The sequence below is a fragment of the Sporosarcina sp. FSL K6-6792 genome, from assembly GCF_038004885.1.
In the GTDB taxonomy this organism is placed as follows: Bacteria; Bacillota; Bacilli; order Bacillales_A; family Planococcaceae; genus Sporosarcina; species Sporosarcina psychrophila.
In genome coordinates this window covers 3,927,486-3,950,375 of the sequence record NZ_JBBOSA010000001.1, presented here as the reverse complement: position 1 = coordinate 3,950,375, position 22,890 = coordinate 3,927,486, and the positions used below count along the sequence as shown (strand labels likewise).

The 22,890-nt window shown below is 39.8% G+C and carries 18 protein-coding genes; 2 read left to right on the top strand and 16 right to left on the bottom strand.

Features of this window, described 5'->3' with window-relative positions:
* Positions 1 to 33: 33 nt before the first annotated feature.
* Entirely contained in the window at positions 34 to 912 is an 879-nt protein-coding gene (locus MKZ26_RS18975; RefSeq protein WP_340767181.1) for a glycerophosphodiester phosphodiesterase family protein, read from the top strand.
* Between the two features lie 724 nt (positions 913 to 1,636).
* Here the strand turns inward: MKZ26_RS18975 and MKZ26_RS18970 are convergent.
* Positions 1,637 to 3,136 carry a class I adenylate-forming enzyme family protein gene (locus MKZ26_RS18970; protein ID WP_340767180.1) on the bottom strand — a complete coding sequence of 500 codons (1,500 nt, stop codon included), beginning with the start codon at positions 3,134 to 3,136 and terminating at the stop codon, positions 1,637 to 1,639.
* Between the two features lie 272 nt (positions 3,137 to 3,408).
* On the opposite strand from MKZ26_RS18970, the gene MKZ26_RS18965 reads away from it, so the two are divergent.
* Positions 3,409 to 3,981, top strand: a complete 573-nt coding sequence (locus tag MKZ26_RS18965) for a hypothetical protein (RefSeq protein ID WP_340767179.1) — start codon at positions 3,409 to 3,411, stop codon at positions 3,979 to 3,981.
* A 54-nt stretch (positions 3,982 to 4,035) separates the two neighbouring features.
* On the opposite strand, the gene MKZ26_RS18960 is transcribed toward MKZ26_RS18965, so the two are convergent.
* The 15 genes from MKZ26_RS18960 to glgD form a co-directional block, all read right to left on the bottom strand.
* A complete protein-coding gene (locus MKZ26_RS18960; protein ID WP_067212212.1) occupies positions 4,036 to 4,347 on the bottom strand; it encodes a hypothetical protein in 312 nt (103 codons plus the stop codon).
* Between the two features lie 112 nt (positions 4,348 to 4,459).
* Positions 4,460 to 5,323, bottom strand: coding sequence for a 5-oxoprolinase subunit C family protein (locus tag MKZ26_RS18955; RefSeq protein WP_340767178.1), 864 nt, complete (start codon positions 5,321 to 5,323; stop codon positions 4,460 to 4,462).
* A complete protein-coding gene (locus MKZ26_RS18950) occupies positions 5,320 to 6,087 on the bottom strand; it encodes a LamB/YcsF family protein (RefSeq protein WP_340767690.1) in 768 nt (255 codons plus the stop codon). Before MKZ26_RS18950 ends, MKZ26_RS18955 begins: the two co-directional genes overlap by 4 nt.
* Complete coding sequence (gene pxpB / locus MKZ26_RS18945) at positions 6,084 to 6,833, bottom strand: 5-oxoprolinase subunit PxpB (protein WP_340767177.1); 750 nt, start codon at positions 6,831 to 6,833, stop codon at positions 6,084 to 6,086. Before pxpB ends, MKZ26_RS18950 begins: the two co-directional genes overlap by 4 nt.
* A complete protein-coding gene (locus MKZ26_RS18940) occupies positions 6,823 to 7,437 on the bottom strand; it encodes a pyroglutamyl-peptidase I (protein WP_340767176.1) in 615 nt (204 codons plus the stop codon). Before MKZ26_RS18940 ends, pxpB begins: the two co-directional genes overlap by 11 nt.
* Before the next feature lie 17 nt (positions 7,438 to 7,454).
* Positions 7,455 to 10,316 (bottom strand): M14 family metallopeptidase, encoded by a 2,862-nt coding sequence (locus MKZ26_RS18935; protein ID WP_340767175.1) that lies wholly within the window; start codon positions 10,314 to 10,316, stop codon positions 7,455 to 7,457.
* A gap of 11 nt (positions 10,317 to 10,327) precedes the next feature.
* Complete coding sequence (locus tag MKZ26_RS18930; protein WP_187045653.1) at positions 10,328 to 11,230, bottom strand: ABC transporter permease; 903 nt, start codon at positions 11,228 to 11,230, stop codon at positions 10,328 to 10,330.
* A complete protein-coding gene (gene nikB, locus MKZ26_RS18925) occupies positions 11,227 to 12,162 on the bottom strand; it encodes a nickel ABC transporter permease (protein ID WP_187045654.1) in 936 nt (311 codons plus the stop codon). The genes MKZ26_RS18930 and nikB overlap by 4 nt, the downstream gene beginning before the upstream one ends.
* Positions 12,163 to 12,252: 90 nt before the next feature.
* On the bottom strand, positions 12,253 to 13,833 hold the full coding sequence (locus MKZ26_RS18920) for an ABC transporter substrate-binding protein (protein ID WP_340767174.1): 1,581 nt from the start codon (positions 13,831 to 13,833) through the stop codon (positions 12,253 to 12,255).
* A 15-nt stretch (positions 13,834 to 13,848) separates the two neighbouring features.
* Positions 13,849 to 14,655, bottom strand: a complete 807-nt coding sequence (locus MKZ26_RS18915; RefSeq protein ID WP_338655411.1) for an IclR family transcriptional regulator — start codon at positions 14,653 to 14,655, stop codon at positions 13,849 to 13,851.
* Complete coding sequence (locus MKZ26_RS18910; protein WP_338655410.1) at positions 14,652 to 15,650, bottom strand: ABC transporter ATP-binding protein; 999 nt, start codon at positions 15,648 to 15,650, stop codon at positions 14,652 to 14,654. The genes MKZ26_RS18915 and MKZ26_RS18910 overlap by 4 nt, the downstream gene beginning before the upstream one ends.
* The gene (locus tag MKZ26_RS18905; protein ID WP_340767173.1) at positions 15,647 to 16,636 is read right to left on the bottom strand and encodes an ABC transporter ATP-binding protein; all 990 of its coding nucleotides are present in this window, start codon (positions 16,634 to 16,636) and stop codon (positions 15,647 to 15,649) included. The genes MKZ26_RS18910 and MKZ26_RS18905 overlap by 4 nt, the downstream gene beginning before the upstream one ends.
* Positions 16,637 to 17,486: 850 nt before the next feature.
* Positions 17,487 to 19,919: a glycogen/starch/alpha-glucan phosphorylase gene (locus MKZ26_RS18900; RefSeq protein WP_340767172.1), complete on the bottom strand. Its 2,433-nt coding sequence runs from the start codon at positions 19,917 to 19,919 to the stop codon at positions 17,487 to 17,489.
* 11 nt (positions 19,920 to 19,930) lie between these two features.
* A complete protein-coding gene (locus tag MKZ26_RS18895; protein WP_340767171.1) occupies positions 19,931 to 21,355 on the bottom strand; it encodes a glycogen synthase in 1,425 nt (474 codons plus the stop codon).
* A gap of 36 nt (positions 21,356 to 21,391) precedes the next feature.
* Positions 21,392 to 22,498 (bottom strand): glucose-1-phosphate adenylyltransferase subunit GlgD, encoded by a 1,107-nt coding sequence (glgD, locus tag MKZ26_RS18890; protein ID WP_340767170.1) that lies wholly within the window; start codon positions 22,496 to 22,498, stop codon positions 21,392 to 21,394.
* Between the last annotated feature and the right edge of the window lie 392 nt (positions 22,499 to 22,890).

Genomic DNA, 22,890 nt, shown 5'->3' with positions numbered 1-22,890 from the left:
TTACATTTGCCATTCAAATAAGGAGTGATTGCGATGAAAAGAGTAATGGTGGTGCTTCTATTGCTTTTATTGTCATCTGGTTCTACGAAGCCCACTGTTGAACGTGCGTCTTTACCTGATGATGAATTCCTTGTCATCGCCCATCGCGGGGCATCCGCATATGCACCTCCTCACACGTTAGCCGCCTATGAGTTGGCTGTGCAGATGGGTTCAGACTATATCGAACTTGATTTACACATGACAAAGGACGGAAAACTCGTTGCCTTACATGACTCCTATTTAATGTTTCAGGATACTGAACAAGCTGTTGCTGATGTGACATTTAATGAACTTCAACTCTATTTGCCGGGTGAGGAATTTAATGAAACGAATCCTCGGTATGCTTCACCTATTTATAAGCAATTGCGCATTGTTGAATTAGAGGATATCTTTCTCCATTTCGGTGACTCGGTCAATTACTATATTGAAATGAAATCGCCCAATAAGTATCCAGGTATCGAAAAAGAACTCCTTCGGCAGCTTCGGGCAAATAATCTTCTTTCCAGTGATGATCGTATACCAAAAGTAATCATTCAATCATTCAGTGAAAATAGTTTGAAGAACATATTCGACATGGAACCATCTATTCCGCTTATCAAATTATATTCATTCGACAAGGAAGCACATCTTTCAAAAAAGAAAGTACGGCAGCTACTAAAGTATGCATCAGGTGTAGGTTTGAACGTGGATTCAGTGACAAAGAAATTTATAGACGCGATGCATAAAGAAGGATTGGACGTCCATCCTTTCACCGTCAACGACGAAAAAACAATCCGTAAACTTATAAAACTTGGAGCAGATGGTGTGTTCACAGATAAACCTGATATCGCCGTTCGTGTAAAAAATGAAGAAAGCAGTTTGGATGCCGACTAGGGTCCAAACTGCTTTTCATATTCACATATGTTGAGTAACCAAAAACAACCAGTAAATAACCGAATGAAACATTAGGCACTTCTTGTACAATTACTTTTAGATTGCTTTGGATTGAACGACCTCTATACGTTTACCGAGATGTCTTGATGTGTAGGAATGCGACTTCGTCGCATTCCTACACATTTTTTCGGTAATCGTATGGTGCTTATTCATCCGTCGCGCTCCAAATGCATGCATAAGCAAAGTGCTAAAACTTTTCGGGACGAAAGAATAGCGGGGCTTCTTATCTGGATAATAGCCACCAAAGATACAATTTTGGCAGCTGAAGCCTTCTCCATAGTCTTGTCAATTTTAGGTAAGGAAGAGTCACTTTTTTATAGATCATCGCATGATAAGAAGCATACTATTTGCTAAAAGTTAGTAAGAATCACATTAAACAACGTGCTAGAGTGCCCGAAATTGTATCTTCGGGCACTTAAAGCCTTTATAAAAAGTCATCTATTCTTTTTAAAAAACAGCTGTATTTTTCACTTGAACGTTGTAGGAACGCGACAAGCAACTATTCGTAACAGGATTACTGAAAAGGGTGTGGCCCCTCGGTAAAGGTGTCATGAATAGTTCGCTGAAAGCGGACCGAAAATGAACCAGTGAAAATGGCGTTTTTCAAGCCTTGCTTACCTGCTCTTTATGCAAGAAAGTGGTTAATTAACGCATGTGTTTCATATTATATGTTGACTGGGTCTCTAAGTATTGTTTTCAACACTTTTCCGCTGGCATTCCGCGGGAGTGTGTCGAGAAATTCGATAGCAGATGGTATTTTAAAGGAGGCCAGCTGGCTTTTACAAAAATCGATAACTGCTTGTTCAGTAAGCTTATTCCCTTCTTTTAATACGATGTACGCTTTCGCAACCTCTCCGTAAATTTCATGAGGAATACCAACGACTGCTGCCTCGAGTACCTCTGGAATGGCATATAACACTTCTTCCACTTCTACCGGATATACGTTTTCTCCCCCGCGGATGATCATATCCTTTTTACGATCCACAATATAAAGCAGTCCGTCTTCATCAAAACGACCGAGATCACCACTGTACATCCAACCATCTTTTATCGTTCGTGCAGTTTCTTCTTCATTTTTCAAATACCCTTTCATCACTTGAGGGCCTTTCACAGCGATTTCACCCACCTGCCCCGTCGGAAGCGGCTCACCAAACTCATCCATTACCTGTACTTCGGTTTGTGGCAATGGTTCGCCTACAGAACCGATTTTTGACAATGCATGTTGATCTTTCAACGTCGTCGCACCCGGTGAATTTTCCGTCTGCCCATACAAGTTTTGTACGTTGACGTCCGGGAACAACGCTTTCACTTTTTTCACAAGTTCATAAGGCATCGGCGCTGCTCCATAACAGAACAGTCGTAAATTGGATAGATCCGCCTTTTCCAGCGACGGCGTATTCAGAAGAATACTGTACATGGCCGGCACACCGAAGAATATCGTCGCGCGTTGTTGCTCCATCGTACGAATTGTTGCTTCTGGAGAAAACGCTTCCTCAATGATGACCATTCCACCTTGGTAAATGACGGGTATGCTAAATACATGACTTGCCGCACAATGGAAAAGCGGAGCCACAATATGCATGCGATCATCCTGATCCATTTCCATCGATTCACTCCATATTTCAGCGATTGCAGCAACATTTCTGTTGGTTAGCATAACGCCTTTTGGCCGACCGGTTGTTCCAGATGTGTAAAAGACAACCGCTGTATCAGCATCTAATCCTTCCCGTCGTTCGACATGACGGTGTTCGCCGTCGATAATCGCTTCGAATTCATGATTGATCACCATTTTATGTTGTAACGCGGGTAATTTCCCTTCGAGTAAATCAAACACAGATGCCAGCCGCTCATCATAAATGAGTCCTTTCGCTTCTGAATGTGCTAAAATGTAGTTCATTTCCGGTGCAGTTAACTTTGTATTGATGGGTAGCGCTGTAAATCCGCCTATTTGGCATGCATAGTAGCCTATTAAAAAGGAATCCGAATTCATCAGACAGAATGCTAAAATGTCATCTTTCACATAACCTAAATCTTGAAAATGCCCTGCTAGATTCTCAGCTTTACGATAGAATTCCCCGTATGAAAGTTCTTTTCCATTAAACGATGTAATAACTCTTTCTGGATATGCCTCGGAAATAATCTTCAGTTTCTCTGCAATAAACATCGCCAAGCCCCCTTTAATGTCCCTCATTAATTATTAGATAATTATAAATAGTAAAACACCTTAATGCAAGATAATTGGTAGTAAGTACAAATCCTTTAGTATGTTGAAAATGTATTATAGGATAGTAATAGTCTGATTTTATTATGAATACGACTACATGAGCTGAGATAAAGATTCCCTTAAAGTTCGCTTCGGGGCTTGGGGATGTCTTCGCTTTGTTTTCACCTGTAATATCTATGCTCAATATATAGAAACAGAAAGGGGCGATAAGAGTGGCATCTGCGCTAAATAAAATATTTTGGGGGACACTCCTCGTTTTTCTAGATTTTCATATTAATCATTTCGATATATTTCCTGATTTTCTCGGTTATCTATTCATCTACCTAGGTTTAGCAGGATTAGTCTCCTATTCGATCCACTTTTCGAAAGCTAAACTTTATGCATTACTACTCGCAGTAGTGTCTGTTCCGTTAATCTACCAATTCGAAGAAACTTTTGTGGGACAGCCGCAATTGACGACAACTACTTTTCTGCTAATGGGCATGTTTACAGTCATCACGCTTATCCACTTGGGATTCGTCTATCACCTTATGCGCGGGCTACTAGAAATCACACAAGAAGTCTCATTCCAACCACTTGAGAAGAAAACGGACCATTTGTTGCGTTTCTATATCATTCTGACAGTCAGCTCGCAAATTATTCCACTTTTTATATTTATCTTACCCGAAGTGGCTTTGTTGCCAATCATACTCGTACTAGCGATTGTGTCCTTTATTGTCGAAATCATGTTACTTGTGTTGATTCGTCAATTTCGGTCAAAAAGCTTAGAACAAGACATGAATTGAAAAAATCCTGTAAGAAGTTATTTCACTTCTTACAGGATTTTTTGTATGGGTTACTTAGTTGGATAATCTTTGTTCAATTTTGTTGGTTTGTCTTTTTAGACCTTCAACTTCTCTAAATAAAAGATCAACGTCAGCCTGGGTGCTGTGATTTTTATCGCGTATATCTTTGCGGATTTCAGTAAAGTTCTCTGTTGTTAACGTAATACTGTGTCGAATTGTGGCTTTAATTTCTTCTTGCCCTTTTTCCACACTGTCGAATCGTTTATTAATACTGTCCAATTGTTTATCGACACCAGTAAATTTTTCATCCACATCACTTCTGAATTCCTTGAGTTCGACCATCAATTGTTTCAAAAGTTCTTCCATATATACAACACCTCATTTCGCTAGATAATAGTTCTTTTATTATACCACGTTTGAGGTTGGCCTTCCATTCCTTAAGACCTCCTACAACTAATCTAAAGGCTTTCAAAGTTGTCTACATTCGATACACAAACCGAATGGTACCACCGTTTTTCAATTGGGCCACTTTCGGCAAATCAGCTTTCGCAACCGTACCGATTGTCGCATATCCTCCCGTCGTTTGAGCATCTGCCATTAGAATAATTGGCTGACCATTCGTCGGGACCTGCACAGTCCCAAACTGAGTCGCTTCGCTGACAATGTCTCCACTCTCAATAAACTCAAGTGGGGGCCCGTTGAAATAATACCCCATTCGATCTCCCCCGCGATACGTATAGCTGGAGTTTAGAAATGTATTCACACTCGATTTTTCAAATAGGTCCATATGCGGACTTTTGAACAATTCAATCGTAATGTCTTCAGTATAATTCGGGATTTTATCAACAAGTAAACCACGGTTCAAGCGCTTTTGTTTTAATGAATTCGCATAAAGGAGAGTCTCTTTTTTGACGGTCTTACCAATTAACCCCCTCGGATAACTGGAACTGCTACCCAAAATCTCCTTAACAGCATACCCACCATCCGGAATGATGTACGCAATCGCACCGCTAATCGGTTTAGTAAATGAAATCGTTTGCCCTTTCCAAATCTGAAACGTTTTCCAAAGTGGTGCTGGCGTTTCTCCGTCAATCATTGCACCTAAATCTGCTCCTGCAATGACAATTTTATGATCGGTTAATACCTCTATCATTAAGCCGCCTAAGAAAAGTTCTAGCGCATTTGTGCCTTCATCATTCCCAATAATATCTTGGCCTAACTGGAATGCCTCTCTATCCATTGGTCCTGCAACTGGCATACCGAAACGCCGGAAACCGAATCTACCTTGGTCCTGTATCGTAGCATAGACGCCAGATTTGACGACCCGAAATAACGGAATCATATCGCGTCTCCTAGTGCACTAACACGAACATTAACAGACGCCAACGCTCGACGAATTTGACGGGCATGGGACGCCACACCCTGTCCATCGCCATGGAAACAAATTGTATCTGCTTGTAATGAAATCATTTCTCCAGTTATTGTTTGCACCTGCTTGTTTAACACAATATCCATCACTTGTTTTTCAATTTCTTCATATGTATGGAGGACAGCTTCCGGCAATAACCTGGAGCACAATGTACCTTCTGCCGTATACCTGCGATCTGCAAATGCTTCACCCGCCGTTTTTAGGCCGATTTTATTCCCAGCCTGCAATAACTCACTATTACAAAGCCCATATAAATACGCATTCGGTACAGCATCATAAACGGCTTCTGCAATTGCATCAGCAACAGTCCGGTTAATCGTAGCAGTATTATAAAGGGCACCATGCGGCTTCACATGGTTCAACGTAACACCTTGTATGTCGCAAAATTGTTTGAGTGCACCGATTTGATAGACGACTGCATTGTAAATTTCACGGGGGGACATCATCAGCTCTCTTCTTCCAAATCCCTGTAAATCAGGATATCCGGGATGTGCGCCAATTGAAACCTTTTGTCTAGCCGCTTGTTCTACCGTTTTCTGCATAACATTAAAGTCACCGGCATGAAATCCGCACGCAACATTGGCAGATGTTATCGAGCTGAAAAGGGCTTCATCTTCCCCAACCTTAAATTGACCAAAACTTTCACCGACATCTGCATTTAGATCAATTCGCATTATAATCCCTCCTTTACAAACTGCATTATCATTTCAGGTTCACGCGCTAACTCTTCTTTCATCTCATTAAAGGTTTCAAGAGATATAGAACGAAATTTCAATTGATCACCGGCACGTATTAAAAACGGTTCAATGCGTTTCAAACAATATAGATCGAGTGGTGTCCGCCCAATTATATTCCAACCTCCAGGAGACTCTATTGGGTAAATACCTGTCTGCGTGCCTCCAATTCCTACGGTCCCTTTAGGTACGCTTAATCGTGGCTTTTTCAAACGCGGGACATGGAGTACCTCCGGCAATTCCCCGAGGTACGGAAATCCTGGTAAAAAACCAATCATATACACCTTATAACTTGTGCCTGTATGTATGGCGATTACCTCTTCACGTGTCAGCCCTGTATGGTCGCAAATCCGCGGTATATCTTCACTAAACATGGTGTCATAACAGACTGGTATTTCAATGGTACGCGTGTTTACACTCAATATACTGTCAGTTCTGTTCACCCACTTTTCCAGTAATTGTTCAATGATTACACTAGGGTTCACAAGTTCTTTGCGATAAAAAACAGTTACCGTTTTATTACTCGGTACGACCTCTTCAAGTAAATGATTCCTGTCACTTTCAACAACCTGACAAAATTGCTGGATTGTGTGATAGATTTCTCGGCTCGTCTCCGGGCCAAAGTCGAAACGTATTGTTTGTTCGTTCACCACCATTGCACGGGGAATAATTTGCTTGTTAGGATTCATCAGCAGATAGCACTTCGATGCATACGGCGACGCCTTTTTTCAAATCTTCATGTGACCAGCTTGGAATTTTGCCATGTTCAATCGCCAATTCATGTGAAGCAGGTATATGAAGAAAACCCGATTTCAACGTTGGGCGTTGTGTTGCTGCATAATGCAGTCCTTCATACATGACGTTGTTGCATAGATATGTGCCTGCAGTATTTGAAACTTCAGCCGGCAGCCCTTCTTCTAGTAATCGATTCACCATTGCGCGAACTGGTAGTGTTGACATATATCCCGCTTCACCTTGCACTTGAATCTGTTCATCAACAGGCGTATTACCATTATTATCAGGCTCGCCGTCTTTCACATTAATCGCAATCCGTTCAGGCGTCATTTTAAAACGGCCTCCCGCAAGCCCCAGTGAAATCACTGCATCTGGTTTTAGCGCTTCAATATGAGTAAGTAGTTGCTCGCCGGATGATTGAAAGTCTACCGTCAATACTTCACTGTGAATTTTGTAATTGCCGATCACTTTGCCATGCAGTTCTTCTACGATTTTCATCGTCGGATTAACAGTGAATTTTAAAAAGGGCTCAAATCCTGTGAGTAAGAGTGTTTTCATTATGATGACCTGCTTTCTTATAATTGGATAGGACGTTGACGACTCATTCTGAGACCTGCCCTTTCTATCTGCACCTGCGCTTGGAATAAGGTATCGATAATCGCCAAATCAAAAACTTTATGCGCATTGATACAGTCCAAAAGCGCTTCTCCATTGACGATTTCATCGGCTGCTTCTGAAATAATATCTGCCGCAACCCATTCAGGATAACGCATAATCCCAACAGATTTATACGTTGGTGTCACAGTTGTTTCTGTATAGAAATGGATTCCTTCCGCTTCTTCAATTGGGAAAATCTCAGGAAGCCACTGATTTCCATATTTAATAAAACGCTGTTGCCAATAGTCATTCTCCATTGCGATTTTGGTATCTTTTATAAATCCACTTACATTGCTAACGATTTTATCCAAATTCCTTTGGTGCAGTAAATGGTTTACCTCCGGAGAAGTGCGGCCAATGCCGTAAATCTTAGCGCTCGGGAGAAAATAGGATACTGGAAATCTAGGTGGACTATTGTAACCTGCAAAAGGTTGAACCCATTCATGTGCTGGTATTCCGTGATCATCAACGATAATGTCCGGTGCCCATTTCCGCATAATTTCGGGGTAAACATTCGCTTCACCAAACATTGTTTTTTGAAAACGAATATGCGCAAACTCCAAACCGACTGCATTATACCTTGCTGCGTGGTGCTTCCATTCGGGGTGTTCATACATTAACTCTTTAACCAGTTCATAACCATCCGGGTTAGCCAATGGTATTACAACAACATTCATTTCCTTATAAAGATCTTTAAATTGAAGATCCAAATTGTCTACTAATTCCAAGATGGCAGGTATACTCGAAATTTCATTCGCATGATGGCCTGCTTCTATAAATATTGTCTTTTTCATTAATGTCATTTTCAATGTGGATTCAAATACTTCACCTGTCGGCTCATAACACTCGATGACTGGAATGGCATGTCCATTATAAGAATGAGCCGGATAAACTACCATGTAACTTTTTTGTTCTTTTAACCACATATTTACCTCTTCATGAATATGTTTAGTCGGGAAATTAAATCGTTCAATTCGCTTGCAAATCACTTTGTTATCCACATTCATTGACGCTTGGTCAAAGGCACCATCAGCAGTAAATGTGACACTGGAAGTGGTTACATCTACGGTATGTTTATCATCCCATTGATAGATACGAATCCTCGCTTCCGGTTTCTCCCCTATGCGTACATGCATATAGGGATGGACGCCACCGGGTGCATTAAACGGTTTACCTTCTACTTCAATACCCATTTGTGCAAAATAGTCGAGCGTATTAAAATACAAATCCTCATGTAATGCTTCAAGTGATGAAATGCGTTCTTCATCAACTGGAAGTTTCTGTTCTTCTTCACTCATCCAGACGTCAAGTTCAATCCGATCAAATAACGGACGTACATGCCCTTGTCCTTCATTGTAGAGTTCAACAGATTTTCGAAGTTTCGGTAAAATTTCTTCCGTATAATAGCGGTAAAACTGTGCCCGATCTGTTTCGATGATTTGTTCTTCAATTACCTCACCATGACGAATGATACGGACCGCACTTGTTGATGGATAAACAACATGTTCACCATCAACATAGTTCATTTTCGATACAGGTACTTGCAGCTTGCCAAGTAGTTTTTTTACGTTATTCTGTAACATACCGTACACGGCGTAAGTACCTTCTAATTCGCTATTTAAGGTAAATGTAACATCATCAGCACGGATAGCCGTTATTTCTTCGATGTATCTATCAATCGGATAGATTTCTTGAATCCAACGTATTGGTAACTCCAAAGCTTGTGCACGCTCTTCTTTTTGTACTTCAATGACCAGTTCTCGGATGTCCTCAGTTAGTTCCGAAATCAGTTCTTCCTGTATCCAATGAAACCCCGTTTTAAATGACGATCTAACTCGGATTGAGTTCATTGCAGGATAATCCGACTTCAATTGTGCAGCCAGCTGTTCACGGATTTCACGCGGCTCAGATAGATACACTTCAACATCCGCATGCTCTAAGTTTGTTAAAGATTGCATTGCACGTATCACACGTTCAATTTCCCCTTCATCCGACCAACTTTCTTCTATTAATAATGGGGACTGTGGCTTGTCATCAATAACGTGTTGCTCCCAGTGACCAAATGCACCGCCCTCACTCCAATGGTTGCTTTCTGCCAATGTGCGAAGGGCATTCGGTACATCTGTTTTCGTACCCGCCAATCGAATTCGATTCTTTTCTTCCAACGTCAATACTGATTGCTCTCCGGATGCAACTGTAAACTGGATATGTGCCCCATCCTGTCCAGTTAAAGCGTGTTGGATTTCAGTGCTATGTAAAGCAGTTCTTGCCGCAAAATGACACAATTCTTTCAACAATAATGTTGTCATCATCTGCTCTTCTACTGTGATTTGTAAGCTAAGTGTCCTAGTTGGTGATGCTTCTGTATGTTGACCAAAACCTGAGAAACTCCAGATGTCACTTATGCTTTCAACATCAGTATAAAAATGTTCGTTCTTTTTATCCGTTAAATCAAACTCACCAAATGCTAACTCTCGTAACAATGACGACAGTTCCTGTTCATTTTTATAGGTTAAGAGCAGTTTTCCATCCAAAAATGTAGCTGTTGTCGTTTCTTCTGAATACTCAAATGACATCGTCACTTTCTGTCCAACTTCTTCAAAAAACGTAAATGACAGCGCTGTTGTTTCAAACCCCGCTCTTGCGCAAAAATCGATAAGTCCTTCTGGCATTAAGCCTTCGGGTAAATCAATGAACAAAGATATACCATCCACGACGCCGTCTCTATTTTTATCAACAAGCATGCCCTCTAGTGACCATAGTGCGGAAATCTGACTCATTTGCTCATCCCCTACATTTTCATATTCGGATCATACTTATCACGAAGCCAATCTCCAAGTAAATTAAAGCCAAGCACTGTTAGCATAATTGCTATACCTGGAAATACGGATGTCCACCATGCCGATGTTATGTAGTTTCTGCTATCTGCAAGCATACCGCCCCATGACGGAATCGTTGGATCTACACCTAGACCAAGAAACGTAAGCGATGCCTCGAGTAAAATGAACTCTGCAATATACATTGTTCCCAGTACTAAGATAGAGGACATAACGTTCGGTAAAATATGTTTCCGTATTATTGTAAAGTTTGTTCCTCCAATTGCCTTTGCTGCATGAACGAATTCCTGCTCTTTCAACGAAATAACTTGACCCCTAATTAGTCGAGCAAAACCTACCCAATATGTTATTCCTAAAATAATAATAATCTTCCAAACGCCCGTCCCAAGAACACTCATAATTACGATAGCAAACAAAATGAATGGGAATGCGAGTTGAATATCTGCAACACGCATAATTAAATCATCCAACCATTTACCAAAGAATCCTGAAATCAGCCCCATTATTGTACCGATAACAAGGGATATTAAGACCCCAAAAAATCCAACCATCAATGAAATTCGTGCACCATAAATGATGCGGCTAAATAAATCCCGGCCAAGCTGATCAGCTCCAAGGAAAAACGTTGATTCTCCTGATGGATCGGCCCAAAATGGAGGATCTAATCGAGAGGTCAGACTTGCTTTAGACGGATCGAACGATACAATCCACGGAGCGAATAGTGCCGAACCGACCGCTAGAAACACTAGAATCATTCCAACAAAGCCAGCAGGGTTTTTCTTAACAAAACGGAAAAAACGTTGCAATATTGTTTTCTCTGGACGCGTTTCAACTTCTTCGATTTGCAACTTCGTCATGATTTACCACCTCTTCCAGCTTTAATCCGAGGGTCTATCAATGTATAACTTAAATCTACAATTAAATTAACAACAACCATGATAATCGCAAGGAAAATCACTCCACCTTGAATGACCGGATAATCTCGTTGATTGATGGCATCAATGATTAAACGTCCGATGCCTGGCCACGAAAATACTTGTTCAACAATAACTGTTCCACCAAGTAATGAACCGAACTGTAACCCTAAAAATGTAATTGTCGGCAATAAAGCATTCCGGAATCCGTGTTTGATAATGACGGACCATTCACTAATTCCTTTCGACCTCGCAGTAGACATATATTGCTGATTCATCACTTCCAACATTGATGATCGGATTAATCTAGCCAAAATACCCGATAAAATCATTCCGAGTGTAATTGACGGCAGGATAAGTGATGAAAGACCATCGAATCCTGAAGACGGCAACCATTTTAAATTTACAGCAAATATCAAAATCAACATTATCCCAAGCCAAAAGTTAGGGAAAGATATACCTATTAATGAAAATATTCTTCCAAAGAAATCAACAGGGGTTCCACGTTTAACAGCCGATATTATTCCAACTGGAAACGCAATCAAAACCGCAACAATTATTCCACCAAGTGCTAACACTAGTGTAGCCCCAAGCCTTTCAAAGATTAATCCTATAACCGGTGTGCCGCTTCGGAATGATTCACCAAAGTCCAATGTGACTATACCTTTTAGAAAGATACCATATTGCACGTACAATGGTTTATCCAATCCGAGTGCAGTTCTGACTTCGGCTATCGCTTCTTTAGATGGTTCACCTGCTGAAAACATGACGGACACAGGATCCCCGGTCAATCGTATTGAGAAAAATATAATAACGGAAATAGCTAAAACGACTAGAACTGTATGAAATAGCCTCCGGGTAAGGTATGCAATCATTTTCTTTCCTCCGTCCTCTTTAAAAGAAAGAGATAGTATGAGGACCATACTATCTCTATATGAATTGGTTATTGCCTAGCGGTAACCAGCTTATTTGACAGTAACTTCTTCAAGACGCATACGATCTTCATGCGGTGGTTGGAAGTTTTCCAAACGCTCGTTTACTGCATATAAATCTACTGCTTGATACAAGTTCACTTCAGGTGCTAAATCATACAAGAGTGTTGTCAATTCCATGAAAATTTTATGTCTCTCATCTTGGTCAACTGTTGCTCGCTGTGCAGCCAATAATTCTTCTACTTTTTCATCTTTAAAAGATGGGTTCCATTGTTCGCCTTCGTGGTACATTAAGTACGCTGTATTATCGAAGTCCAATGTCCAACCACCCCAGCCTTGGCGGTACATATGGCCTGCTTTACCGTTTGGAATTAAATCTGAAATTAACGTTGTATTATCTACACTGTTTATATTCATTTTCAATCCGACTTCTTCCAGATAAAATGCAACTGCCTGTGTGATTTCTTTAAAGTTTCCATCATTCCCAGGAATGAATACATCTAGTTCTGTTCCTTCAGCAACTCCAGCTGCTTTTAACATTTCTTTTGCTTTTTCAGGGTCATATGCATACGGTTTCAAATCTGGATTATTACCAAATGACAATTCACTTTGATACGTACTGATTGGAATACCATAGCCACCTAGAATTTCTTCAATAATTTCATCTTTGTTAATTGCGTAGTTAATCGCTTGTCTTACTTCTTTTTTATCAAGAGGTGCATTTGCTGTATCAAAACGTAAAGAGAATACAGTCGGTGTTCCAACTTCTTCAAGCTTCAAAAAGTCTGTGTCTTTCACTGTTTTTGTTTGCGCAACTTCAACACGTTTCATAATATCAATTTTTCCTGTTTGCAGTTCTGCAAGTCGTGTAGAAGCCTCAGGTATAATTTTGAAGGTTACTTTATCAAGTTTTGGAAGTCCTTCTTTCCAATAGTCTTCATTTTTCTCCAGAACTACTTCTTGATCACGCTTATAACCTGTCATTTTAAATGGACCTGTACCTACCGGTTTATCATTAAACTCTTCATCCGAAACTTCTGTCACATAACCTGGTGGTACAATGACTGCTCCATATCCGGCTAGTTTGGTAAGCAAAACTGGATCTGGGGAATTCAACTTCATTGTAATTGTGTATTCATCTTTTACTTCGACAGAGTCAATAGAGGTATAGTTTGAATACTGAGGCCCTTTTTGTCCCTCTTCACCCAGTAATCGATCGAACGTAAACTTCACCGCTTCTGCATTGAATGGTTCTCCATTATGAAACACAACGCCTCGACGTAATTTGAACTCTAGCGTACTGTCATCTAAGTATTCCCAGCTTTCTGCAAGTCCCGGTTGCAACTCCAAATCAAGGTCCCTTTCTACTAGTCCTTCGAATACTGATATTGCAACAGTACTCCAGTCTAGCAAGAACGTATCGATAGGATCCCAACTTTGTGGATCGCTATTAATACCAACGACTATTTCATTTCCGCGATCAGCCGCGGGATTCTTCCCATTAGCTTCTTTCTTAGTTCCTTCTGTTTTGTCGTTTCCGCCGCCTGAACAAGCTGCTAACACAAGCATTACTACCAATAACAATGAAACAACTAGATTTTTATTCTTCGTCATAATTTCTCCCCCATACTATGATTTTTTAAGTGCATTTCTATACGGATACAGATCGGTATAGCCTATTTTCTCCGATATATTTGCCGCTGCATCCCAAAGAGATTGTAAGAAGTGATTCGCGTTCTCTTTAGGCAGGGATACAGGAAACCCTGCAATACTGATTGAGTATTCTACCTCGCCATGACGATTAAATATTGGAACTGCAATCGAAACAGTTCCTTCTTCAAGCTCCGACAGACTATAAGCGTATCCTTCACTTCTAACTTGCTTAATCAAGGACCATACTTCTTCTGCCGACTTTGGAGTCTGGCTGGCATAATTCGTAAGAGGCATTGATAATATCGCGTCTATTTCTTCATCTGGCAAAAATGATAGTAATGTCCTCGTGCATGCTCCTGCATAAAGCGGGGCATGTCTGCCGACACGCGTGTACAATCTAACTGGCCGAGTGCTCTCCACTTTTTCAATGTAAACGCCATTATTATTTTCCCGTGTAATCAGTTGAACAGCCTCATTGAACTGCATTTGCAATTGCCGCATAAAAGGAAGTGCAATATTTCTTATTTCCAAACCGCTTGCCACACGTTCGCCTAGCTGTAGTAACTTCAAACCAAGCGAATAGCTGTCACCATCTATTATGGCGCCGTTCCTTTCAACAGGTGTCCGCTGTAAGAAACCTGCCTCTACCAATGTCCTCAAAAGTCTTAGTGCTGTTGGTTTCGGAATTTCTGTATAAGCTGAAATTTCATCTAACCGCCAGTAGGGATGATCTTCTGTAAATAAATCAAGCAATTGCAACCCTTTTTCCATCGTTTTACTCATACATGCTCTACCTCGGCAGTCTTGTATAAATGACAAGAAACTGAATGATTTTCATCCATAAGTTGAAGTTCCGGCTTCACCGTTTTACAGACCTCCATACAAGAAAAACATCTTGGATGGAATGTGCAGCCATTCGGTGGACTCGCTGGACTCGGAACATCCCCCCTTAAAATAATTCGTTCTTTTTTCTGAAGTGGGTGCGGACTAGGAAGCGCTGATAACAAAGCTTTTGAATAAGGATGCAGTGGATCGTCGTATAACTTATTCTTCTCTGAAACTTCCACCATCTTACCTAAATACATAACACCAATACGATCACAAAAATGCTTAATGACGCTTAAATCATGGGATATGAAAATATAAGTCAAGCCAAATTCTTTTTGTAAGTCTTTCATAAGATTCAATACTTGTGACTGGATAGAAACGTCCAATGCGGAAACCGGTTCATCCGCTATAATGAGTTTTGGTTTAGAAATTAAAGCACGTGCAATTCCAATTCGTTGACGCTGACCACCCGAAAATTCATGCGGTAATCTTTTCAATTGTGCCTGTGATAACCCGACTTGGTCAGCAACTTCAAGCACGCGTCTATGCCTTTCTGCTTTATCCGTTATACCAAAATTGATTAACGGTTCTTCAATAATCTTATAGACACGCATTCTTGGATTTAATGATGCATACGGATCTTGAAAAACAATTTGGATATCTTTCCGCAACTTTCGCATTTCATCTTTATTAATATTCGTAATATCTTGTCCTTGGAAAAAAATTTTCCCTTCTGTCGGTTCCATCATTCGCATGATTGTTCGGCCAGCTGTACTTTTACCACAACCCGACTCACCAACAATTCCGAATGTCTCCCCCTTCTTCACGTTGAATGTAATTCCATCTACCGCTTTTACATGTTGTGTCGTCGTGTTGCCAAATACTCCCCCTTTAATGGGGAAGTATTTCTTCAAGTTTTCAACTCGGAGTAGTTCTTCCCGTTCAATCATTTGGTCATCACCTCCAGTTTTGCTTCATCATATAACCAGCATCTCACTTTGTTTTTATTTTCAGTTTCAATTAGCGGTGGGCTTTGTGTACATCTTTCATGGACCATTGAGCAGCGTGGTGCAAAACGACACCCACTAGACATACTACCTGGTGCAGGCACCATTCCTGGAATAGAAGATAGATATTCTTGTTGTTCATTAATATCAGGCAATGATGCAAGCAACCCTTTCGTATAGGGATGCTTCGGCTGATCAAATAAATCGACAATTTTTGCCTCTTCTATAATTTCTCCCGCATACATAACGATGACACGGTCACACATTTCAGCAACAACGCCCAAGTCATGTGTAATTAGCACAATTGACATATTCAACTGTTGCTGCAGTTTTTTCATCAGTTCCAAAATCTGTGCTTGAATCGTAACGTCCAATGCGGTCGTAGGTTCATCCGCAATTAAAATTTCCGGATTACAAGACATGGCAATCGCAATCATTACACGCTGACGCATCCCACCTGACAACTGGTGTGGATATTCATCCAGCACTTGTTCAGGTCTCGGTATTCCCACTAATTGCAACATTTCAAGCGCACGGGCCCTCGCTTGCTTTTTATCGATATTTTCATGATTTAAAATCATTTCTATTATTTGCTTTCCGACTGTATAGACCGGATTCAAGGAACTCATCGGTTCTTGGAAAATCATCGATACTTTCTTCCCTCTAACTTTACGCCAGTCTTTTTTACTGAAGTCTTTAAAATGAAGATCATTCAAATGAATATCCCCACTTTGCCATTCAACTCCCGGTGGCAGCAACCCCATAAGTGAAAGCGCTGTCATACTTTTTCCACAACCTGATTCACCTACGATTCCAAGCGTCTCACCTTCATTCAATTGAAAACTAATTCCATTGACAATCGCAGTCTTTATTCCATCATCTTGAATACCAACTTGTAATTTATCTACTTCCATTAATGTTCGAACCATTAATACACCCCTCAATGGTTTCATTATTTGAAACGCAGTTTCATTTATCTGATTCTTAACATTGTAACTATAATTCCGTCACTTCGCAATAGTCTTTCAATATTTATTTATTCACATTTTTTGGATACGATTGTATACGGTCGGTTACCTCTTCACACAATAAAAAAAGCTGAACTCTTGTGAGTCAGCTTTTTTCATGTCTGTTGATTAACCACTTTTTTGCTTAAGTTACTTGTAAGGTTGGCGCAAAATTCTTCATTTGGACTAGTGCGTTTTCTACTCGCTTTCGGCTAAATTAATCACGACAGTTTTACTGAGGAGAAGAGGAGGGTTGCCTGTCGCGTATCTACAACGTTTAAGTGAAAACTGCAGTTGTTTTAAAATTAAGAATCGATGACTTTTCACAGAAGTTATAAGTGCCCGAAGATACAATTTCGGGCACGTTTGCATTTTCTACAATGCGTTCCTTACTTATCTTTCAGCAAAATCACACTTGTTATTACGTGATATCCTGTAGAAATTACCATTTCCTTAAAATAAAAAAGAAAAACCATAGAGAAGGAGTAAGCAGCCAAAATTGTATTTTTGACTGCCTTTATCCAACTAAGAAGCCAACTATTCTTTCATCCCAAAAAGCTTTAGAACTTCGTGTACTTATACCTTTGGAGAACGACAGATGAACGACCACCATGCGATTATCGAAAAAAAAGATCTATGGGGATGCGACTGCGTCGCATCCCCATAGATCAAAATATCTCGGTAATCGGATAAGAGTCGTTCAATCCAAAGTGATCTAAAAGCAACTGTACACTGAACGCCTAGTGTTTGATAAGGTTTTTTTCCATTTGATTCAAACCTGTTTTTTCAACTTCCAGATCTCTGTCGCATAATCTTGGATTGTTCGGTCGCTGGAAAACTTTCCTGAGTGAGCAACATTCGTGACACTCTTATGGAGCCAGGATAATTTATCACGGTACGTCTGCTCCACTAGTTCGTGAGTTTCAAGATAAGGCTCAAAATCTTTTAAGACAAAATAAGGATCATTTTGGGATAGAATATTGTAATAAATATCTTTGAACTCAATTTCATGCGATCCAAATTCACCCTGATTTAATTGGTCTAAAATCCGGCTAATCCTGTCATCCGTATTATAAATATCCGTAGCATTATAACCGCCATGTTGATGGAAATTCAATACTTCATCCGCTTTTAAACCGAAAATGAAAATATTTTCATTGCCAACAGCCTCTTTAATTTCAACATTTGCACCATCTAGTGTACCAATTGTTAAAGCGCCGTTCATCATCATTTTCATGTTGCCCGTACCTGATGCTTCCTTACTCGCAGTTGATATCTGTTCACTAACATCGGCTGCTGGTATAATTTTTTCAGCAAGGCTAACATTATAGTTTTCTAAAAAAACAACTTTTAGTTTACCCTGAATAGCCGCATCGTGGTTCACAATCGAGGCGACCTTATTAATAAGCTTGATTACTTCTTTCGCTAAATGGTAACTCGGTGCGGCCTTTGCCCCGAATATAAATGTGCGAGGAATCATATCTAGATTTGGATTTTCTTTTAATTCATTGTATAAATAAATAATGTGGAAAATGTTAAGTAACTGACGTTTGTATTCATGAAGTCGTTTAATTTGTACATCAAAAATTGATTGATCATCTACTAAAATACCCGTGCGCTCATGAATGAGGTTCGCTAATATTTGCTTATTGTCATGCTTCACTTGATGAAATTTCTCTAAAAATGAAGCATCCTTCGAATATTTTAATAAGCTAATAAGCTGTTTGGGGCGTTGTATCCACTGTGGACCAATTGACTCTGTTATAAGTCCCGATAATTTAGGATTTGCTTGCAACAGCCAACGGCGATGGGTGATTCCGTTCGTCTTATTATTAAAACGATCCGGGAAAAGTTCATAAAAATTCTTCATTTCCTTTTCCTTTAAAATATCCGTATGAATTTGCGCGACACCATTCACACTGAAGCTCCCAACAATTGCGAGCCGTGCCATATGGATTTGCTCATCAGCGATAATGGCTAGTTCCGGAATTTTCTCTCTAAGCTCCTGATGATCAAACCAGAGTCCTTTGCAAAAACGCTCGTTGATTTCATCAATAATCATATAAATACGCGGAAGTAGATGCTCCATCATGCCTTTCGGCCAGGTTTCAAGCGCTTCACTCAATGTTGTATGATTCGTGTAGGCAATTACTTTCGTCGTTACTTCCCAAGCACTGTCCCAACTGAAGTGCTCTTCATCCATAAGTATTCTCATTAGTTCAGGGATTGCTAAAGTTGGGTGCGTATCATTCACTTGAATAACCACTTTTTCAGGTAAATACTTCAACGATTTTTGATGGTTCTTTTTAAAGTCCTTAATGATATTTTGTATACTGGAAGAAACAAGGAAATACTGTTGCTTTAAGCGCAACTCTTTTCCTTCATACTTCGAATCGTCAGGGTATAAGTATCCTGAAATTTGTTCAATCGAATGCTTATGATCAAGATCATGGTAATAATGCATTCCTTCTTCTGATGAGCCGTCCCGATCTAGACCAACTGATTCTGCACTCCAAAGACGAAGTGTATTGATCACTTCATTTTTATAGCCAACAATAGGAATATCATAAGGTATCGCCATTACCTTATCTGTATTTTCATGTTTAAATTCAATATTTCCATCATTCCGCTGAAACATATGTACGTTTCCGTGATAATGAATGCAAATAGCTTCGTCTTCTTTTCGTGTTTCCCAAGCGTACTGATCCTTTAACCAATAATCCGGAAGCTCAACCTGGTTACCATGGATAATTCGCTGTTCGAATAACCCGTAACGATAACGTATTCCAAAACCATGTCCAGGATATTTAAGTGAGGCTAATGAATCGAGAAAGCAAGCCGCTAATCGGCCTAACCCGCCATTGCCTAAACCAGCATCATGCTCTTGGGCATAGATGTTATCAGGGTCGAACCCTAACTGCTTCAGCGCCTCATTTGACTGTTCAAGCATCCCACAATTAAGCAGGTTACTTTCAATTAAACTGCCCACTAAAAACTCCATCGATAAATAATAAACTTGTTTACAGCTTTTCTCGTTATATCTTTTTTTAGTCGATTGCCAATGCGGTAGAATCTCCTCATTGACAATTGAAGCAATCACATAATAAATTTCTTTATTGGTCGCATCTGCTACTTCTTTGCTTTTGTCTTTTTGTAATTTGCTTATGATCCGCTCTTTAAACTCATCCACAGTTAGTTCAAGCAAGATTCTGCCCCCTATACACTTATTGTCGTTAACTGGTCATAAATGGTTGCATAATCTCGAGCTGAACTCTTCCAACTGAACTGACTTTTATTCACATTTTTCACCACTACTGGCCACTGAATAGGATCATGATAAATTCTTAAAGAATAGCGTAATGTAGCCAATAAATCATCAGCATTGTAATTTGTAAAACTAAATCCATTTCCTTCACCAGTTAGTTCGTTAAACGGTAGAACTGTATCCCTCAATCCCCCTGTCTCCCGCACAATTGGTACCGTTTTGTATTGTAAGGCAATGAGTTGGGCTAATCCACAAGGTTCAAACTTTGAAGGCATGACAAAGAAATCGGCACTTGCATATAATTGGCGCGCTACTCCTTCATCAAAAGCCAACAAGGTCACAAGTTTATTGGGATGACTTTCAGCAGCTTTCGCAAAATACGTTTCAAATTCTTCATCCCCGGTTCCTAAGATTATGAATTGAACATCTTCGTGGAGAAAATCATCTAAAATATGTTGAACAAGATGCAAGCCTTTTTGTTCAACAAGCCGAGTAATAATAATATAGAGCGGCTTTTCAGCTATGATTGGCAATCCTAGTTTTTCTTGAAGTATAAGTTTATTCTCCTTCTTTTTAGCTCTTGAAGAACGGTAGTTAACTGCAATTGCCGGATCCGTTTGAGGATTATAATCTTTAGTATCAATACCATTAAGCACACCGATTAAATCAGCGGACCGTTCCAAAAGAAATGGGTGAAGTTCTTCACCATAGTAAGGATCTTTTATTTCTTCTCCATAACTCGGACTGACCGTTGTGATTTTATCTGCATGAAACAAGCCGCTTTTCAAACAGTTCAGCATTCCATTCCATTCAAAACCACCGATATGCTCCCGTGACATATCAAAGAAATCCTCAAATATGTCGATTGGCATCAGCCCTTGGTACTTAATATTATGAATTGTCATGACGGTTTTCATATCGACTATTGGCTGAATAATTTTGGCAAGAGCAACAGCCATACCTGCTTGCCAATCATGTGCGTGAAGTACGTCCGGTTTAAAATCTAGATGGGTTAATGCTTCAATAACAGCACGACTAAAAAACAAAAATCGTTCACCATCATCGTAATACCCGTATACCCCTTTACGGGTGAAATAATACTCATTTGAAACGAAGTAATAAATGATATTGTTATATTCTAATGAATACATACTTGCTTCCGAATTACGCCAGCCAAGCGGTACATTAAAGCTCATGACATACTCCATTTTATCTCGCCATTCTAGCGGTATTTCATCATAAAGTGGAAGAATCACTCGCACCTCGACTCCTTCATTCTCTTTCAATGCTTGTGGAAGTGACCCGATCACATCTGCTAATCCACCGGTTTTAATAAAAGGTGTGCATTCCGAAGCTACAAATAATACATTTCTCATATGAAATCTTCCCTTTCCAACCAACGATTTCTTTTTTTACATGACTTGTCTTTTTGCAACGACATAGGGTTTATCCTTTGATCCGATTAATTGTTGATTTGCGGTCACATGAACGTCTTTATCTAATATCACATTCTCCAAATGGACACCTGCTTCAATTTTACAACGCTGCATGATAATCGAGTTTTTTACCGTTGCACCTTCTTCTACGGTTACACCTCGAAACAAAACACTGCCCTCTACCTCGCCAGCAATAATACAACCATTTGCCAGAATTGATTTTTTGACATTCGCTTCATTACGATATTTCGTAGGTGGCTGATTCCCAACCTTCGTCCGAATAAATGGTAGTTTATAAAATAATGCCTTATAATTCTCCTCTGATAATAGATTCATATTATGTCGATAATAACTCTCGATTGAATTGATAAACACACCGTAACCATTGTTTTTATACGTTTGAATCTTTAACGTAGCAAGATTCTCTTTAATGCCATGGACAAAAAAATGATCTTGGTGGTGTGCAATACATTGATCAACTAACGTCATTAATAAGTCTTTGTTGATAATATAAACACCCGTGAAAAGGTCATTTTCTTGCTTATCATTCGTGATAGTAGTGACCCAGCCATCTTCGTCTGCTTCAATTCGAAAAGCAGAATCATGTTCAGTATTTAACGTCTCGATATGAGTAGTAATCAGCGTTACATCTGCTTTATTAGCAAGATGACTTTTAAATGCATCTTGATAATCTGTATTTGTTATAAATTGACTTCCGCTAATTAGTACATAGGAAGATTTTCCACGAGCAAAATAATCACGGTTATTATGAAAAAAACTCAAATCGCCTTTTGAAATATCAGATGGATCGTTCCAATCCGGTGGAAGAATAAACAGGCCACCATTGCGCTCATCCATCTCCCAGCTACCACCTGTTTGAAGATGATCCATTAAGGATCTATATTTATTGCGGGTAAAAATAGCCACTGACTCTACATTAGAATTCCCCATATTCGAAAGTGGAAAATCAATCAAACGATAACGACCTGCAAAAGGAATTGTGGCACCACTACGAAAATATGTTAATTCATGAAAATAATGATGCTCGTGTTCCAGATTAATAAGGCCCATCATTGTGTTCATCTATTTTCCCCCTTTAAATTGTCTAGCTAAGTTGAACTAAAGATTCCATTCAAATCCGCTGCGGCGTTCGGGGATGCCTCCCGCCCTAAGCCAGGCAGCTTCACTCAGTTAATATAGGTATTCATTTGTTCAACATCCAATGTGGTGATTAACCAAAGTTGACCAGTAATTGACTGCTTACTTTGGTGATAAAACACTAGGCGCCCTATGTACAGGTGCTTTCGGATTGCTTTGGACTGAACGACTACTTTACTATTATCGGGATTTCTAGCTGCGTAGGAATGCGACTTTGTCGCATTCCTACGCAGCTTTTTCGTTAATCGTATGGTAGGCGTTCGTCCGTCGCTCTCCAAAGATACAGGTACATGAAGTGCTAAAGCTTTTGGGAACGA

What these genes read in the sequence shown, in the direction of transcription:
- MKZ26_RS18960 (WP_067212212.1), bottom strand. Translation starts at nt 4,347, where the DNA reads ATGGAAGAACTTTTGAAACAATTGATGGTCGAACTCAAGGAATTCAGA.
- pxpB (WP_340767177.1), bottom strand. Translation starts at nt 6,833, where the DNA reads ATGAATCCTAACAAGCAAATTATTCCCCGTGCAATGGTGGTGAACGAA.
- MKZ26_RS18920 (WP_340767174.1), bottom strand. Translation starts at nt 13,833, where the DNA reads ATGACGAAGAATAAAAATCTAGTTGTTTCATTGTTATTGGTAGTAATG.
- MKZ26_RS18940 (WP_340767176.1), bottom strand. Translation starts at nt 7,437, where the DNA reads ATGAAAACACTCTTACTCACAGGATTTGAGCCCTTTTTAAAATTCACT.
- MKZ26_RS18915 (WP_338655411.1), bottom strand. Translation starts at nt 14,655, where the DNA reads ATGAGTAAAACGATGGAAAAAGGGTTGCAATTGCTTGATTTATTTACA.
- MKZ26_RS18970 (WP_340767180.1), bottom strand. Translation starts at nt 3,136, where the DNA reads ATGTTTATTGCAGAGAAACTGAAGATTATTTCCGAGGCATATCCAGAA.
- MKZ26_RS18935 (WP_340767175.1), bottom strand. Translation starts at nt 10,316, where the DNA reads ATGAGTCAGATTTCCGCACTATGGTCACTAGAGGGCATGCTTGTTGAT.
- MKZ26_RS18955 (WP_340767178.1), bottom strand. Translation starts at nt 5,323, where the DNA reads ATGATTCCGTTATTTCGGGTCGTCAAATCTGGCGTCTATGCTACGATA.
- MKZ26_RS18905 (WP_340767173.1), bottom strand. Translation starts at nt 16,636, where the DNA reads ATGGTTCGAACATTAATGGAAGTAGATAAATTACAAGTTGGTATTCAA.
- MKZ26_RS18895 (WP_340767171.1), bottom strand. Translation starts at nt 21,355, where the DNA reads ATGAGAAATGTATTATTTGTAGCTTCGGAATGCACACCTTTTATTAAA.
- MKZ26_RS18930 (WP_187045653.1), bottom strand. Translation starts at nt 11,230, where the DNA reads ATGACGAAGTTGCAAATCGAAGAAGTTGAAACGCGTCCAGAGAAAACA.
- nikB (WP_187045654.1), bottom strand. Translation starts at nt 12,162, where the DNA reads ATGATTGCATACCTTACCCGGAGGCTATTTCATACAGTTCTAGTCGTT.
- MKZ26_RS18975 (WP_340767181.1), top strand. Translation starts at nt 34, where the DNA reads ATGAAAAGAGTAATGGTGGTGCTTCTATTGCTTTTATTGTCATCTGGT.
- MKZ26_RS18910 (WP_338655410.1), bottom strand. Translation starts at nt 15,650, where the DNA reads ATGATTGAACGGGAAGAACTACTCCGAGTTGAAAACTTGAAGAAATAC.
- glgD (WP_340767170.1), bottom strand. Translation starts at nt 22,498, where the DNA reads ATGAACACAATGATGGGCCTTATTAATCTGGAACACGAGCATCATTAT.